The following is a 16,382-nucleotide window of genomic DNA, read 5'->3' on the forward strand; positions in this document are numbered from 1 at the left end:
CGACACATCCACCTACAAGAAAGCCCGCTACTGCGGGCTGACTTGTTAATTGGTACCGAGAAGGGGACTCGAACCCCTACACCCTATGGGCACAACCACCTCAAGGTTGCGTGTCTACCAATTCCACCACCTCGGCATTACAACTTTTTTGCAGCCCCAACATCAGCTGCGAATCCTGTGTTATTTCTGCTCTGGAGCGGCAGGCACGTCAGCTGGAGCAGCGACGGGTTTCTGTTGCCCTTCCAGGACCGGTACATCATCTGCAGCCGGCTTTTGCTTCACTTCCAACACTGCTGGATCTGGCAAACCTACTTGAGTCAGCTGATGAGCTTTCTCTTTAGCAAAGTAACCTAACCCCAAGCTGGTTATGAAGAAACAGGCGGCAAGTATAGCAGTAAACTTACTAAGAAAGGTAGAGGAACCTTGGCCTCCGAAGACAGTATTTGATGCACCTGCTCCGAACGACGCGCCAGCGTCCGCACCTTTACCCTGCTGCAGCAATACCAGAGCGACAACGCCCAGCGCACCCAGCAGATGAAGAACGACTACGACTGTTTCCAGCATTTTTTCAGTTTCCCGCGGCGCGAATGATCGCACCGAACTCATCTGCATTCAGGGAAGCTCCACCAATGAGCCCCCCATCGATATCCGGCATGCTGAACAGTTCGACCGCATTGGCCGCCTTCACGCTGCCGCCATATAGAAGCCGCACACCTTGCGCGACCTCAGAATTCTCTTTCGCCAACTGCGCACGAATGGCTGCGTGCACGTCCTGCGCCTGTTCAGGCGAGGCTGTCAGCCCGGTGCCAATGGCCCAGACCGGCTCGTAAGCAATTACCGCGTTCACAAAAGCATCGATTCCCAGCTCTTCGATGATGCTATCGAGCTGTTGCCCGACCACTTCAAGCGTTTTACCGGCCTGGCGCTGCTCAAGCGTTTCACCGATGCACAGCACCGGGATAAGTCCGCTTTCCTGTGCTGCCGCAAACTTACGACTCAGGACCTTGTTGCTCTCGCCCATTATCTGACGACGCTCGGAGTGACCCACAAGTACCAGCTTGCAGCCCGCATCCGCCAACTGGGTCGGTGATATTTCACCTGTCAGCGCGCCCTGCCCCGCTTCGTGTGCACTGTTCTGCCCACCAACGGAAATCGAATGCCCTTCAAGGCAATCAACCACGAAACCGATATGAATGCTCGCCGGGAACACCGCTACATCAACCGTGCTCGGGAGTACCATGTTCGCAAGGCCCTCGACCAGCTCAGCGACGCTGGCGCAGGTACCGTGCATTTTCCAGTTACCAGCTACCATAGGGCGACGCATGCTGTACCTCGTCGGTCAAAGTGGGCGCAGATGTTACCCAACAGTTTCAACACTGGCAAGCCGAAATCAGGCGCAAACTTGCGCGACCAGCTTTGCCAGTTCATCGGCATAGCCGACGACCTGAGTTTCGTCCTCACCTTCGACCATGACGCGTACCAATGGCTCTGTGCCGGACTTGCGCAACAACACACGACCACGACCCGCCATGGCGGCCGTTACGCGATCACAGGCCTCCTTCACCGCAGGGTGCTGGACCGGATCGACACCGCCGCCCTCAAAGCGCACGTTGACTAATACCTGAGGGCATTTTTTCAGGCCTTGGCGAGACTCTGCCAGGCTCTGCCCGGTGCGCTTGAGCGCCAGCAGCACTTGCAACGCGGCAATGATGGCGTCGCCCGTGGTGGTGTGCTGGAAGCAAACGACATGACCGGAGTTTTCGCCGCCTACCTGCCAGTTGCGCTCCAGAAGCTCTGCAATGACATAGCGGTCGCCGACATTGGCCCGCACGAACGGGATATTCAGGTCCGCCAGTGCCAGCTCCAGGCCTAGGTTGCTCATCAGAGTGCCTACAACCCCGCCCTGCAGGCGCCCGCGCTCGTGAAGGTCACGAGCGATGATATAGAGCAACTCGTCACCATCGACGGCTGCGCCTGTGTGGTCGACCATCAACACGCGATCGCCATCGCCATCAAAGCCGATGCCCAGATCGGCCTTCTCGGCCAGGACCGTCGCCTGCAGATTACCCATATGGGTCGAACCGCAATCGTCATTAATGTTCAGGCCATTAGGTGCAGCGGAAAGCACCGTGACTTTGGCACCCAACTCCCGGAACACGTTAGGCGCTACCTTGTAGGTCGCACCATGCGCGCAATCGACTACCAGCTTGAGCCCGGCAAAGTCGGTGCTGGTTGGCACGCTGCTTTTGCAAAATTCGATATAACGGCCAGCCGCGTCGTTGATCCGCGAAACCTTGCCCAACTGCTCTGACTCGACAACCGTCATCGGGGTATCCAGCAGCTCCTCGATCATCATCTCGATCTCGTCTGGCAGCTTAGTGCCTTGGCCCGAGAAGAACTTAATACCGTTATCGTGATGCGGATTGTGCGAGGCACTGATGACGATGCCCGCTTCAGCGTGAAATGTGCGGGTCAGATAGGCAATTGCCGGTGTCGGCATCGGGCCAAGTAGCATCACGTCGGCACCGGCAGCGGACAGGCCAGCCTCCAGCGCCGATTCGAACATGTATCCCGAAATACGCGTATCCTTGCCGACCAGTATCCGGCATGCGCCCATTTTGCGAAACGCCATCCCCGCTGCCCAGCCAAGCTTGAGCATAAAGTCGGGAGTGATGGGGAATTGACCTACACGACCGCGAATGCCATCGGTTCCGAAATACTTTTTCTTGGTCATGGATACTCCAACCTTCTATTTTGCCGATTCGACGGCGGCAATCATCCGCACTACGTCGACAGTTTCCGCAACATCGTGCACGCGTAAAATTCTTGCACCTTGAATCATCGCCATCGCAGCCAAGGCCAGTGCTCCATAAAGACGCTGGTCGACTGGCTTGCCGAGTACCTTGCCGATCATGCTCTTGCGCGACACACCGACCAGCAATGGCCGGCCCAGAACATGCAGTGCCTCCATATGCTTGAACAGGCTCAAGTTGTGATCCAGCGTCTTGGCAAAACCGTAGCCTGGGTCAAGGACGATTTTTTCCGCGGCGATACCGGCAGTGATGCAAGCGTCCATCCGATCACGGAGGAAAGACGTAACCTCACCCAGCAGATTGTCATAACAGGGATCCTGCTGCATGTCAGTGGGCTCACCGCGCATGTGCATCAGGCACACCGGCAATCCCGTCGCTACGGCCGCATCCAGAGCACCCTCACGCCGCAGTGAACGCACGTCATTGATCAACCCTGCACCGAGCCGGGCCGTTTCGTGAATGACCGCAGGTGTTGAGGTGTCCACTGAGATGACCACGTCCAGCTCGCGACTAATCGCCTCAACGATGGGCGCAACACGCTCCAGCTCTTCGACTGGGGACACACCGCGAGCACCAGGACGGGTGGACTCGCCGCCGACGTCAATCAGTGTTGCCCCCGCCGCTACCATTAATTCGGCATGACGCAGGGCAAGGTCGCGCTGAGCAAAACGACCTCCATCGGAAAAAGAATCAGGTGTGATATTGAGAATTCCCATGACATGAGTCCGGGATAAATCAAGAACCCGGTTGCCGCAAGGCAACCGGGTTGGGTACAGCGCAGAAGTCATGTCAGGCCTTAGTGTTCAGCAGCGGGACCGCCAATCGGTGTTTCCGGGCGCGGGCCTACCGGGGCGGTTGGCGTTCCAGATGTACCGGAACCACCTTCCCAGTCGCGCGGCTCACGAGGGGTGCGTCCTGCCATGATGTCATCGATCTGCTCAGCATCAATGGTCTCGTACTTCATCAACGCGTCCGCCATAGCATCAAGCTTGTCGCGATTGTCTGTAAGGATCTGCTTCGCGGTGCCATAACATTGATCAATGATGCTGCGGACCTCCGAATCGATCAGGCGAGCGGTATCGGCCGACAAACTGGCATTCTGGCCACCACCTCCGCGCCCAAGATAACCGCCCTCTTCATCTTCGGAATACATCAGCGGGCCGAGCTTCTCGGACAGGCCCCACTTGGTAACCATGTTCCGGGCAATCTGGCTGGCCCGCATGATGTCGTTAGAAGCGCCAGTGGTGACACCGTCAAAGCCCAGCGTCATCTCCTCAGCGATGCGCCCACCATAAAGCGAGCAGATCTGACTGATCAACGCGCGCTTGGAGAGGCTGTAGCGATCTTCCTCGGGAAGAAACATGGTGACGCCCAAGGCACGGCCACGAGGAATGATCGAAACCTTGTAAACCGGGTCGTGCTCAGGGACCACGCGACCGACAATGGCATGCCCCGCCTCGTGATAAGCAGTGTTCTGCTTCTCTTTCTCCGACATGACCATGGATTTGCGCTCGGCACCCATCATGATCTTGTCTTTGGCGAGCTCGAATTCCTTCATTTCGACAATGCGCTTGCCCACACGAGCAGCGAACAGCGATGCCTCGTTGACCAGGTTGGCCAGATCAGCACCGGAGAATCCAGGAGTGCCCCGAGCGATGACACCGGCATTGACGTCGTCACCCATCGGCACTTTGCGCATGTGTACTTTCAAAATCTGTTCACGACCGCGAATGTCTGGCAGGCCGACCACGACCTGACGGTCAAAACGACCTGGACGCAACAGCGCAGGGTCCAGAACATCCGGGCGGTTCGTTGCGGCGATCACGATGATGCCGTCGTTCATTTCAAAACCGTCCATCTCTACCAGTAACTGGTTGAGAGTCTGCTCGCGTTCGTCATGGCCACCACCCATGCCGGCGCCACGATGGCGACCGACGGCATCGATCTCGTCGATGAAGATGATGCATGGTGCGTGCTTCTTGGCTTGCTCAAACATGTCGCGGACGCGGCTTGCACCAACACCCACGAACATTTCGACGAAGTCAGAACCGGAAATAGTGAAAAACGGCACTTTGGCTTCGCCTGCAATCGCCTTAGCGAGCAGTGTTTTACCTGTACCGGGAGGGCCGACCATCAGTACGCCACGAGGGATACGACCGCCAAGGCGCTGGAACTTGCCCGGATCACGAAGGAACTCGACAAGCTCACCGACCTCTTCCTTCGCTTCATCGCAACCTGCAACGTCAGCCAAGGTCGTCTTTACCTGATCTTCGGAAAGCAGACGCGCCTTGCTCTTGCCGAAACTCATCGGCCCGCCCTTGCCTCCCGCGCCACCTTGCATCTGACGCATGAAAAACATGAAGACTGCAATAATGACCAGAATCGGGAAGCTCGCGACCAACAGTTGAGTCCAGATACTCTGCTGCTCGGGCTGCTTACCTTCGATCACAACATTGTTGTCGACCAGATCGCCTATCAGGCCGTTGTCCTGAATCGCCGGACGAATGGTTTTGAAGGTGTCACCGTCGCTGCGCTTGCCCGTGATGACATAACCGTCCACGGCAACTTTCTCGACCTTGCCATCCTTCACTTGCTGGATGAACTCAGAGTAGTTGAGGGTCTGCGGCTCGTTAGGGCTGGAGAAGTTGTTCATCACGGTCACGAGAACCGCAGCGATGATCAACCACAGGATCAAATTCTTTGCCATATCGTTCAATTAGCTACCCTCTGAAGCAAGCTCCACGCTGGAGCGTGCCTCGCATGATATTCACCGGCCTAACTTACTACAGATCCCACGGGTGTGGCAGGCGGCGTCTGTAACCCTTTGTGAAACTTTGACTACAAGATGTTCGTTACGCTTCATGAATAAAGCCATTTAAAAAAAGCTATTGCCTTTACTCGAAATCGCTAGGGGCTTCATATCCGCCCTTGAAACCGCGGCCTAGCAGGTACTGCTCGCGAGAGCGGTCACGGGAAGAAAGCGGCTTGCGCATCTGTACCTTGTCGAACATTTTGCGAACCTCCTTGTGGTACACATCGAAGCCTTCACCCTGGAAGACCTTGATCAGGAAATCACCACCTGGACGCAGTACTCGACCCGCAAGGTCAAGTGCCAACTCACAAAGGAACATGGCGCGGGGCATATCCACAGCGCTCAATCCACTCATATTGGGGGCCATATCGGAAATCACAAGGTCTACCTGTGTATTGCCGATGGCTGCGAGGATTTCCTTGAAGACGCCGTCCTCGGTGAAGTCCCCTTGAATAAAGGTCACGTCTGGGATGCTGTCCATCTCCAGAATGTCGGACGCGATCAGGCGCCCCTTGCCCCCGATCAGGCGACTGGTCACCTGCGACCACCCCCCTGGGGCTGCGCCAAGATCGACGACCGTCATCCCGGGACGAATGATTTTGTCTTTCTCCTGGATCTCCAGAAGCTTGTAGCTGGCACGGGATCGGTAGCCATCTTTTTGTGCCATTTTGACGTACTTGTCGTCGAAATGTTCTCTCAGCCAGTTATGGCTGCTTTTGGAACGCTGCGCCACGGGGCACCTCGATGATATGCGTCGTGATTAACTGGGCGGAGCCAAGGACCCTCGGGTAAAATGGCCGTCAATTTTACAGATTCAGACGAAAAGGGTCAGATTATGCCGCTCACTAACGAGCAGAAAAAACAGTACAAATCCATTGGACATGACCTGAAGCCGGTCCTGATGGTTGCCGGTAAAGGTCTAAGCGAAGGCGTACTGGCCGAGCTGGACCGCGCTTTGGTTGATCATGAACTGATCAAGGTTCAGATCAAGCTTGAAGACCGCGACGATCGTCGCGCCGTGATCGATGAGCTGTGCAAAACGGGGCGCGCAGAACTGGTACAGACCATCGGCAAGATGGCGCTGATCTACCGCAAGAATCCGCAGCCCAACAAGCAACTGTCCAACATACATCGCTTCAAGTAATGCAGATGCCGTCAGTGGCGCGACTCTCGCGCCCTGATCGGTACCACAGCCGCAACGCTTGCAGCTGAGCGTAATCCGACGCGGCCAAACACCCCGCTCTCATCACGCCCAGCATTGCGAACCATCCCCGCAGGGATGGCATTCATCCGTGATCAGATGTGCTTGACCTTGACGATGTCATACTCGATCACACCACTTGGCGTCTTCACTGCAACGACATCACCCTCCTCCTTGGCGATCAACGCACGTGCTATCGGCGACCCCACGGAGATCTTGCCCAGCTTGATGTCGGCCTCGTCTTCGCCAACGATCTGATAGGTCACGCTTTCATCAGTTTCGATGTTGGCGATTTCCACCGTAGAGCCAAAAATGACTTTGCCAGTGTGAGCAATCGTTGTGACGTCGATGATCACAGCATTTTGCATGCGACCTTCGATATCACGAATACGCGCCTCGACCATCCCCTGCTGCTCGCGGGCGGCATGGTATTCGGCATTTTCCTTCAGGTCACCCAATTCACGCGCAGTACCGATGTCCTGGCTCAGCTTTGGGCGAACCACTTTAGTCAAATGGGTCAGTTCTTCCTCCAGAGCGCGAGCGCCCTGGACGGTCATTGGATACTTGATCATGCTTTCAATCCTGCATGTAGATCCTGCAAGCGACGTACGGTTTTTTCAGGACCGAACTTGAGCGCTTCACAGATAGCCTCCCCCGCAGCAATGGTAGTGGTGCAGTAAATCTTGTGCTGCAGGGCATTACGACGGATGGAGTAGGAGTCGGCGATCGATTGGCGACCTTCGGTAGTATTGATGATTAGAGTGACTTCGTCATTCTTGATCATGTCGACAACGTGAGGACGACCCTCGGTTACCTTGTTCACGCGACGCACCTTAAGGCCCGCATCTTCAATCAGTCGAGCGGTGCCTGCGGTAGCAACGATTTCAAAGCCCAGCCCGATCAGGTCACGCGCAACGCCAGCCACCAGCGGCTTGTCGTCGTCACGCACGCTGATGAACGCGGTACCGCCGGTCGGCAGCACTTCGCTCGCGCCCATCTGCGCCTTGGCGAACGCTTCGCCGAAAGTGTCGCCGACCCCCATGACTTCGCCGGTGGACTTCATCTCCGGGCCGAGAATCGGATCGACACCCGGGAACTTGGCGAACGGGAATACCGCCTCTTTAACGCTGTAGAAGTTCGGGATGATTTCCTTGGTAAACCCCAGTTCCTTCAGGGTTTTCCCAGCCATGACCCGAGCTGCGATCATCGCCAGGGAAACTCCGATGCACTTGGAGACGAACGGCACGGTACGCGAAGCCCGTGGGTTCACTTCAATAACGTAGATGTCCTCACCTTGAAGCGCCAGCTGTACGTTCATCAGGCCAACGACACCCAGTTCCAGGGCCATCTTCTTGACCTGTTCACGCATCTCGTCCTGGATGTGTGCCGGTAGCGAATACGGCGGCAGCGAGCACGCAGAGTCACCGGAGTGAACGCCCGCCTGCTCGATGTGCTGCATGATCGCGCCGATCACTACATCGGTGCCGTCGCAGACCGCGTCCACGTCCATTTCGATGGCACAGTTCAGGAAGTGATCCAGCAGCACCGGGCTATCGTTGGACACCTGAACCGCTTCGCGCAGGTAGCGCTTGAGTTCTTCCTCCTCGTAGACGATTTCCATCGCGCGGCCGCCCAGTACGTAGGACGGGCGAACGACCAGCGGATAACCAATCTTCGCTGCAGCGCGGATCGCTTCGTCTTCGCTGCGCACGGTGGCGTTCGGCGGCTGACGCAGGTTCAGGCGCTCGACCATCTGCTGGAAGCGCTCACGGTCTTCGGCGCGGTCGATGGCATCAGGGCTGGTACCAATGATCGGCACTCCTGCTGCTTCCAGGGCGCGGGCCAGTTTCAGCGGGGTCTGGCCGCCGTACTGGACAATCACGCCTTTAGGTTTCTCGACGCGGACGATTTCCAGCACGTCTTCCAGGGTCACGGGTTCGAAGTACAGGCGGTCGGAGGTGTCGTAATCAGTCGATACGGTTTCCGGGTTGCAGTTGACCATAATGGTCTCGTAACCATCGTCACGCAGCGCCAGTGCCGCGTGTACACAGCAGTAGTCGAACTCGATGCCCTGACCAATGCGGTTTGGACCGCCGCCCAGAATCATGATCTTGTCGCGGGTCGAAGGGTTGGCTTCGCACTCTTCCTCGTACGTGGAGTACATGTACGCAGTGTCGGTGGCGAACTCGGCGGCGCAGGTGTCGACGCGCTTGTAGACCGGGTAAATGTCGAGCTTGTGGCGATGCGTGCGCAGGTTTTTCTCGGTGACGCCCAGCAGCTTGGCCAGACGCGCATCGGAGAAGCCTTTACGCTTTAGGCGGAACATCAGGTCGCGGTCGATGGCAGACAGGCCAAGGGTCTTGACCTTCTCTTCTTCCTTGATCAGGTCTTCGATCTGCACCAGGAACCAAGGGTCGATCATGTTCATGCCGAAGATCTGCTCGACCGTCATGCCCGCGCGGAACGCGTCGGCCACGTACCAGATGCGCTCGGCGCCCGGCACGGTCAACTCGCGCTTGAGGATGCTGGCGCTCTCAGGGTTGCTCAGGTCCAGTTTCGGATCGAGACCGCTGACGCCCACTTCCAGACCACGCAGGGCTTTCTGCAAGGACTCCTGGAACGTGCGGCCGATGGCCATGACTTCGCCAACCGACTTCATTTGGGTGGTGAGGCGGGCGTCGGCCTTAGCGAATTTCTCGAAAGCAAAGCGCGGCAGCTTGGTCACTACGTAGTCGATGGAAGGCTCGAACGAGGCGGGAGTTTTGCCGCCGGTGATGTCGTTCTGCAGCTCGTCCAGGGTATAACCCACAGCCAGCTTGGCGGCGACCTTGGCGATCGGGAAGCCGGTGGCCTTGGAAGCCAGCGCCGAGGAGCGGGAAACCCGCGGGTTCATTTCGATCACGACCATGCGGCCGGTGTCCGGGCAAATACCGAACTGCACGTTGGAGCCACCGGTTTCGACACCGATTTCGCGCAGGACCGCCAGCGAGGCGTTACGCAGGATCTGGTATTCCTTGTCGGTCAGGGTCTGCGCCGGAGCTACGGTGATCGAGTCGCCGGTGTGCACGCCCATCGGGTCGAAGTTTTCGATGGAGCAGACGATGATGCAGTTGTCCTTTTTGTCGCGGACAACTTCCATTTCGTATTCTTTCCAGCCGATCAGCGACTCATCGATCAGCAGCTCTTTGGTCGGCGACAAGTCCAGGCCGCGGGCGCAGATTTCTTCGAACTCTTCGCGGTTATAGGCAATACCGCCGCCCGTGCCGCCCATGGTGAAGGACGGACGGATGATGCACGGGAACCCCAGCTTTTCGAGGACTGCATTGGCCTCCTCCATGCTGTGGGCGATGCCCGAGCGCGGACAGGCCAGGCCGATGGCCTTCATGGCTTTGTCAAAGCGCGAGCGATCCTCAGCCTTGTCGATGGTGTCGGCGTTGGCGCCAATCATCTCTACACCGAACTTCTCCAGAACGCCTTCACGCTCCAGATCCAGCGCGCAGTTCAGCGCGGTCTGCCCACCCATGGTCGGCAGCAGTGCGTCAGGGCGCTCCTTCTCTATGATCTTGGCGACAGTCGCCCACTTGATCGGCTCGATGTAGGTCGCGTCGGCCATGGACGGGTCGGTCATGATGGTGGCGGGGTTGGAGTTCACCAGGATGACACGGTAGCCCTCTTCGCGCAGGGCCTTGCAGGCCTGGGCGCCGGAGTAGTCGAATTCACAGGCCTGGCCGATCACGATCGGGCCAGCACCAAGAATCAGGATGCTTTTAATGTCTGTACGTTTTGGCATGGGTTGTCACTCGAATCCTGTGTCAGTCGGCAAGCCGTCTTGAACATTCTCTGAGGGGGCTGGGAGGCTGTCGGATCAGGTCCGGCCATCGCAGCCACCTCCTCGCTACAGTCTCAGGTCAGCCGCTCAGCGGCGCTTGGCCATGGCTGTGATGAAGCGATCAAACAGCGGCGCTACGTCGTTCGGGCCGGGGCTCGCCTCGGGGTGCCCCTGGAAGCTGAACGCTTCCTTGTCAGTACGCTCGATGCCTTGCAGGGTGCCGTCGAACAGCGACTTGTGGATCGCGCGCACGTTGCTCGGCAACGTGGCTTCGTCTACCGCAAAACCGTGGTTCTGACTGGTGATCATGACAACGCCAGTGTCCAGATCCTGCACCGGGTGGTTCGCACCATGGTGACCATGGCCCATCTTGACGGTCTTGGCGCCAGACGCCAGTGCCAGCAGTTGGTGACCCAGGCAGATGCCAAACACCGGAATCTCTGTCTGCAGCACGTCCTTGATCGCCTGGATTGCATAATCGCAAGGCTCGGGATCACCCGGGCCGTTGGACAGGAATACGCCATCAGGATTGAGGGCTAGCACTTCGCTGGCCGGGGTCTGGGCAGGCACCACGGTCACACGGCAGCCGCGCTCGACCAGCATACGCAGGATATTGGTCTTCACCCCGTAGTCGAAGGCCACCACGTTGTACGGCAAGTCGGCAACCCCGATTTCAGGGCAGCTATCGGTTTTCAGGCTCCAGACACTGGAACGCCACTCATAAGTCTTCTTAGTGCTGACTTCTTTCGCCAGATCCATGCCCTTGAGGCCCGGGAAGCCGCGCGCTGCTGCGATCGCCGCTTCTTCGGAAATGTTGTCGCCGGCCATGATGCAACCGTTCTGCGCACCCTTCTCACGCAGAATTCGGGTCAGGCGGCGGGTGTCGATGCCTGCGATGGCGACGACTTTGTTGGCTTTCAAATAGTCAGCCAGGGGCATCTTGTTACGCCAGTTGCTCGCTACCAATGGCAGGTCGCGTATCACCAGACCCGCCGACCATACGCGATCAGACTCAGCGTCCTCCGGCGTGGTGCCGGTGTTGCCGATGTGAGGGTAAGTCAGGGTGACGATTTGCTGGGCATAGGAAGGATCGGTAAGGATTTCCTGATAGCCGGTCATTGCGGTGTTGAACACCACCTCACCAACGGTTTGACCGTCGGCTCCAATGGCTTCGCCGCGAAAAATGCTGCCATCAGCAAGGGCGAGTATGGCTGGCTTAGTCAAGAAGACCTCCCGTAATAAAGCCTGAAAGGGCGATCGCAGGTTGTAAAAAAGCGGAATGACGTATAGACACGTCACCCCGCTTCTTTAATCGAATTATCTGCGCGCTTTTAGTGGACACACTAAAGCTGTAGCTTACAGAAAAAGGCTTTTTTAATCCACCGCTAAAACGCCTTGAAGGCTGGAGAATGCGACAGAGCATCGCGTAGCCGTGTAAAACTGCGGGAAGGATACCGGCAAGGCGCCTATCCCACCCGCATTGTTGCGTATCGTAACGTGCGTCAATGCAGATCCAGGACGTCCTGCATGTCGTACAGTCCGGCCTGCTGACCATCGAGCCACAGCGCTGCGCGAACTGCACCTTTGGCAAACGTCATTCGACTGGAGGCCTTGTGGGTGATTTCCAGGCGTTCACCTTCGGCAGCGAACAGCACGGTGTGATCACCTACCACGTCACCGCCGCGCACGGTGGCGAAGCCGATGGTGTCGCGCTCCCGCACGCCGGTATGACCCTGACGGCCGTAGACCGCGACTTTACTTAGATCAAGACCCAGCGTGCTGGCAATCACCTCCCCCATGCTGACCGCCGTACCCGACGGCGCGTCGACCTTGTTGCGATGATGCGCTTCGATAATCTCGATGTCCGCATCTTCGCCCATCACCCGAGCGGCCAGCTCAAGCAGCTTGAACGACAAATTCACACCGACGCTGAAGTTGGACGCGAAGACGATCGGAATCTCTTTGCTCGCATCAAGCAGCAGATGCTTCTGCTCGGCGGTCAGGCCGGTGGTGCCAATCACCATGGCCTTGCCGGATTTGCGGCAGAACGCCAGGTTTTTCAGCATTACATCAGGCAAGGTGAAATCGATCAGGACGTCGAACTCTTCCGCGACCTGCTCCAGATTGCCAGTCAACTGCACGCCGATACGCCCTAGCGAAGCCAGCTCGCCAGCGTCAGCACCGATCATCGTGCTACCCGGACGAACGATCGCCGCAGTCAGCCCGGTCAACGGTGCGCGCTCCTGAACGGCTTCGATCAGGTGCCTGCCCATGCGTCCGGCAGCACCCATTACAGCAATACGTCGCATGCCCCGCTCCTATAGGTCGCCGAAGAAGCGCTTCACGCCTTCGAACCAGCCGCTGGCTTTGGGCGAATGGGAGCTGTCACCTTCCAGAGAGGCACGGAACTCTTCAAGCAGCTCACGCTGACGACGACCCAGGTTGACCGGCGTCTCCACCGCAACACGGCACATCAGATCGCCCGCACCACCACCACGCACCGGCGCGACACCCTTGCCGCGCAAACGGAACTGCTTGCCGGTTTGCGTGCCTTCCGGGATTTTCAGCTTGACGCGACCATCCAGCGTTGGCACTTCCAGCTCGCCACCCAACGCGGCATCGGTAAAGCTGATCGGCACTTCGCAGTAGAGGTGCTTCCCGTCACGCTGGAAGATCGCGTGCTCACGCACGTTGATTACCACGTACAGATCGCCCGTTGGACCACCCTGCACGCCTGCCTCGCCTTCGCCGGACAAACGAATGCGGTCGCCGGTATCGACACCCGCAGGCACCTTGACCGACAAGGTTTTGTATTCTTCGACACGGCCTTCGCCATGACAGGAATCACATGGGTCGGAAATAATCTTGCCGTTGCCGTGGCAACGCGGACACGTCTGCTGGACAGAGAAGAAACCCTGCTGCATGCGCACCTGGCCAATGCCACCACAGGTCGGACAAGTGACAGGAGAGGAGCCTTTCTTCGCACCGCTGCCATCACAAGGCTTGCAGTTGACCAGCGTCGGCACACGAATGCTGACTGTGGTGCCACGCACGGCCTCTTCAAGATTCAGTTCAAGCGTATACCGCAGATCGCTGCCACGCTGAGCGCCGCCACGACCACCGCCGCCGGCACGCGCCCCTCCGAAGAAGTCACTGAAGACATCCCCAAAGATGTCGGAGAAATTAGCGCCGCCGCCGAAACCGCCGCCGCCCATGCCTTGATCGACACCGGCATGACCGTATTGGTCATAGGCCGCACGCTTGCTGGCATCAGACAGCACTTCGTAGGCCTCGTTGGCTTCCTTGAACGCATCCTCCGAGGCTTTGTCGCCCGGATTGCGGTCGGGGTGATACTTCATGGCGAGACGACGATACGCCTTTTTCAGGTCCGCCTCGCTGGAGCCACGCTCCACCCCTAATACTTCGTAATAATCACGCTTTGACATAAGTTTTCTGCACTCTTGAGGATGTTCGGCATGACCCTCCTGAGTTTGCCGAACTCGTTGAGCCCCTTTCAGGCCCGGACCCAACTCACGTCAATTTAACGATCCTGGTCTTGGTTCAACGGCCTTCTATCGACCGATAAAAGCGGCACAACAAACCGGGCTGCAGGAGCATCCGGCTTTGCCACAAGGTTCGCGCCGTAACGCCGCAAGCCCTAAAAATTCCTGTGTTCCAGACACACCAACGCGGGAGCAAGCTCCCGCGCGGCGACATCCTACCAGTGACCACTCGACAGTGGTCAACTGGCGATCAAGTGAGCCTGCGCTTACTTTGGATGAATCACTTCTGGTCTTTCACTTCTTCGAACTCAGCATCGACAACATCCTCAGCTGGTTTGCCTTCTTCCTGCGCAGCCTGTGCACCGCCTTCAGGTTTCTCGGCTTGCTCGGCGTACATTTTCTGAGCCACTGGGGCGGAGACTTTCGACAGTTCCTCGACCTTAGCGTCGATGGCGGCCTTGTCATCACCTTTAACGGCAGCTTCCAATGCAACAAGAGCGGCTTCGATGGCAGTCTTCTCTTCGGCGGTGACCTTGTCGCCGGCGTCAGCGACCATTTTGCGAGTCGAGTGGACCAGGGCATCACCCTGGTTACGAGCAGAGGCCAGCTCTTCGAACTTGCGATCTTCATCCGAGTTCGCTTCCGCGTCGCGGATCATCTGCTGGATTTCTTCATCCGACAGGCCAGAGTTGGCCTTGATCACGATCGACTGAGTCTTGCCGGTGGCCTTGTCTTTCGCGCCGACGTGCAGAATGCCGTTGGCGTCGATGTCAAAAGTCACTTCGATCTGAGGCACGCCGCGTGGAGCGGGTGGAATCTCGGCCAAGTCGAACTTGCCCAGCGACTTGTTCTGAGTGGCTTGCTTACGCTCACCTTGCAGAACGTGGATGGTCACTGCGCTTTGGTTGTCATCGGCAGTCGAGAACACTTGCGATTTCTTGGTAGGAATCGTGGTGTTTTTCTCGATCAGTGCAGTCATCACACCGCCCATGGTTTCGATACCCAGCGTCAGCGGGCTGACGTCCAGCAGCAGGACATCTTTCACGTCACCTGCCAGTACGGCACCTTGAATAGCAGCGCCCATTGCGACCGCTTCGTCAGGGTTGACGTCTTTGCGGGCTTCTTTACCGAAGAATTCGGTGACCGCCTTCTGAACCAGCGGCATACGGGTCTGACCACCGACCAGGATCACATCGTTGATGGCGCCTACGTCGATACCCGAATCTTTCAGCGCGATGCGGCAAGGCTCGATAGTACGCTGAACCAGATCCTCTACCAGCGCTTCGAGCTTGGCGCGGGAGATTTTCACGTTCAAGTGCTTAGGACCCGTGGCATCTGCAGTGATGTACGGCAGGTTCACGTCGGTGGAGTTGCTGGACGACAGCTCGATCTTGGCCTTCTCGGCGGCTTCTTTCAGGCGCTGCATGGCCAGCGGGTCGCCCTTGAGATTCATGCCGCTTTCTTTCTTGAATTCGTCAACGAGGTAGTCGATCAGACGAATGTCGAAGTCCTCACCACCGAGGAAGGTGTCGCCGTTGGTAGCCAACACCTCGAACTGGTGCTCGCCGTCAACTTCAGCGATTTCGATGACCGAAACGTCGAACGTACCACCACCCAGGTCATAAACGATGACGGTGTGATCGCCTTTCGCTTTGTCCATACCGTAGGCCAGAGCGGCAGCGGTAGGTTCGTTGATGATGCGTTTAACATCCAGACCCGCGATGCGTCCGGCGTCCTTGGTCGCCTGGCGCTGGCTGTCGTTGAAGTAGGCCGGTACGGTGATGACCGCCTCGGTCACTGGCTCGCCGAGGTAGTCTTCGGCGGTCTTTTTCATCTTCTTCAGGATTTCCGCGGAAATCTGAGGAGGGGACATTTTCTTGTCGTTGACTGAAACCCACGCGTCGCCGTTATCGGCCTTGGCGATGGTGTAAGGCACCATCTTGATGTCTTTCTGCACGACTTCTTCGTCGAACTTGCGGCCGATCAGGCGCTTGACCGCATACAGGGTGTTGTGCGGGTTGGTGACCGCCTGACGCTTGGCCGACTGACCGACGAGGGTTTCGCCGTCGTTGGCATAAGCGATGATCGACGGAGTGGTACGCGCGCCTTCGGCGTTCTCAATCACCTTCGCAACACCGTTTTCCAGAACCGAAACGCAGGAGTTGGTGGTCCCCAGGTCGATGCCGATAATCTTGCCCATGTCTTGACTCTCCCGAAACTTGAA

Annotated in this window: 13 protein-coding genes and 1 tRNA gene; 1 reads left to right on the forward strand and 13 read right to left on the reverse strand. The window is 57.7% G+C overall.

The features are described 5' to 3' along the window. Positions 1-50 precede the first annotated feature (50 nt). The 7 genes from B3I26_RS01435 to rlmE form a co-directional block, all read right to left on the reverse strand. Positions 51-136, reverse strand: a tRNA-Leu gene (locus tag B3I26_RS01435). A gap of 44 nt (positions 137-180) precedes the next feature. Then, positions 181-564, reverse strand: coding sequence for a preprotein translocase subunit SecG (gene secG, locus B3I26_RS01440; protein WP_296254598.1), 384 nt, complete (start codon positions 562-564; stop codon positions 181-183). A 4-nt stretch (positions 565-568) separates the two neighbouring features. Continuing rightward, positions 569-1,324, reverse strand: coding sequence for a triose-phosphate isomerase (gene tpiA / locus B3I26_RS01445; protein ID WP_296254416.1), 756 nt, complete (start codon positions 1,322-1,324; stop codon positions 569-571). 66 nt (positions 1,325-1,390) lie between these two features. Then, a complete protein-coding gene (gene glmM / locus B3I26_RS01450) occupies positions 1,391-2,734 on the reverse strand; it encodes a phosphoglucosamine mutase (RefSeq protein ID WP_296254418.1) in 1,344 nt (447 codons plus the stop codon). A gap of 15 nt (positions 2,735-2,749) precedes the next feature. After that, positions 2,750-3,601, reverse strand: a complete 852-nt coding sequence (folP, locus tag B3I26_RS01455; RefSeq protein ID WP_296254419.1) for a dihydropteroate synthase — start codon at positions 3,599-3,601, stop codon at positions 2,750-2,752. Between the two features lie 8 nt (positions 3,602-3,609). Beyond that, a complete protein-coding gene (ftsH, locus tag B3I26_RS01460; protein WP_296254421.1) occupies positions 3,610-5,520 on the reverse strand; it encodes an ATP-dependent zinc metalloprotease FtsH in 1,911 nt (636 codons plus the stop codon). 187 nt (positions 5,521-5,707) lie between these two features. Then, the gene (gene rlmE, locus B3I26_RS01465) at positions 5,708-6,358 is read right to left on the reverse strand and encodes a 23S rRNA (uridine(2552)-2'-O)-methyltransferase RlmE (RefSeq protein ID WP_110951416.1); all 651 of its coding nucleotides are present in this window, start codon (positions 6,356-6,358) and stop codon (positions 5,708-5,710) included. Between the two features lie 102 nt (positions 6,359-6,460). Between rlmE and yhbY the strand changes: the two genes are divergently transcribed. Continuing rightward, entirely contained in the window at positions 6,461-6,769 is a 309-nt protein-coding gene (yhbY, locus tag B3I26_RS01470; RefSeq protein ID WP_296254423.1) for a ribosome assembly RNA-binding protein YhbY, read from the forward strand. A gap of 152 nt (positions 6,770-6,921) precedes the next feature. Here yhbY and greA read toward each other — a convergent pair whose 3' ends face one another. The 6 genes from greA to dnaK all read right to left on the reverse strand — a co-directional run bounded on the left by greA (position 6,922) and on the right by dnaK (position 16,358). Continuing rightward, entirely contained in the window at positions 6,922-7,398 is a 477-nt protein-coding gene (greA, locus tag B3I26_RS01475; protein WP_296254425.1) for a transcription elongation factor GreA, read from the reverse strand. Further along, complete coding sequence (gene carB / locus B3I26_RS01480; RefSeq protein ID WP_296254427.1) at positions 7,395-10,616, reverse strand: carbamoyl-phosphate synthase large subunit; 3,222 nt, start codon at positions 10,614-10,616, stop codon at positions 7,395-7,397. The genes greA and carB overlap by 4 nt, the downstream gene beginning before the upstream one ends. Positions 10,617-10,742: 126 nt before the next feature. After that, positions 10,743-11,879 carry a glutamine-hydrolyzing carbamoyl-phosphate synthase small subunit gene (gene carA / locus B3I26_RS01485; RefSeq protein ID WP_296254429.1) on the reverse strand — a complete coding sequence of 379 codons (1,137 nt, stop codon included), beginning with the start codon at positions 11,877-11,879 and terminating at the stop codon, positions 10,743-10,745. Positions 11,880-12,157: 278 nt separating this feature from the next. Next, positions 12,158-12,964 (reverse strand): 4-hydroxy-tetrahydrodipicolinate reductase, encoded by an 807-nt coding sequence (dapB, locus tag B3I26_RS01490; protein WP_296254431.1) that lies wholly within the window; start codon positions 12,962-12,964, stop codon positions 12,158-12,160. A gap of 9 nt (positions 12,965-12,973) precedes the next feature. Further along, the gene (gene dnaJ, locus B3I26_RS01495) at positions 12,974-14,101 is read right to left on the reverse strand and encodes a molecular chaperone DnaJ (RefSeq protein ID WP_296254432.1); all 1,128 of its coding nucleotides are present in this window, start codon (positions 14,099-14,101) and stop codon (positions 12,974-12,976) included. A gap of 337 nt (positions 14,102-14,438) precedes the next feature. After that, a complete protein-coding gene (gene dnaK / locus B3I26_RS01500; RefSeq protein ID WP_296254433.1) occupies positions 14,439-16,358 on the reverse strand; it encodes a molecular chaperone DnaK in 1,920 nt (639 codons plus the stop codon). Positions 16,359-16,382: the final 24 nt, after the last annotated feature.

This window comes from Pseudomonas sp. UBA5706 (assembly GCF_002419965.1).
Classification (GTDB): domain Bacteria; phylum Pseudomonadota; class Gammaproteobacteria; order Pseudomonadales; family Pseudomonadaceae; genus Aquipseudomonas.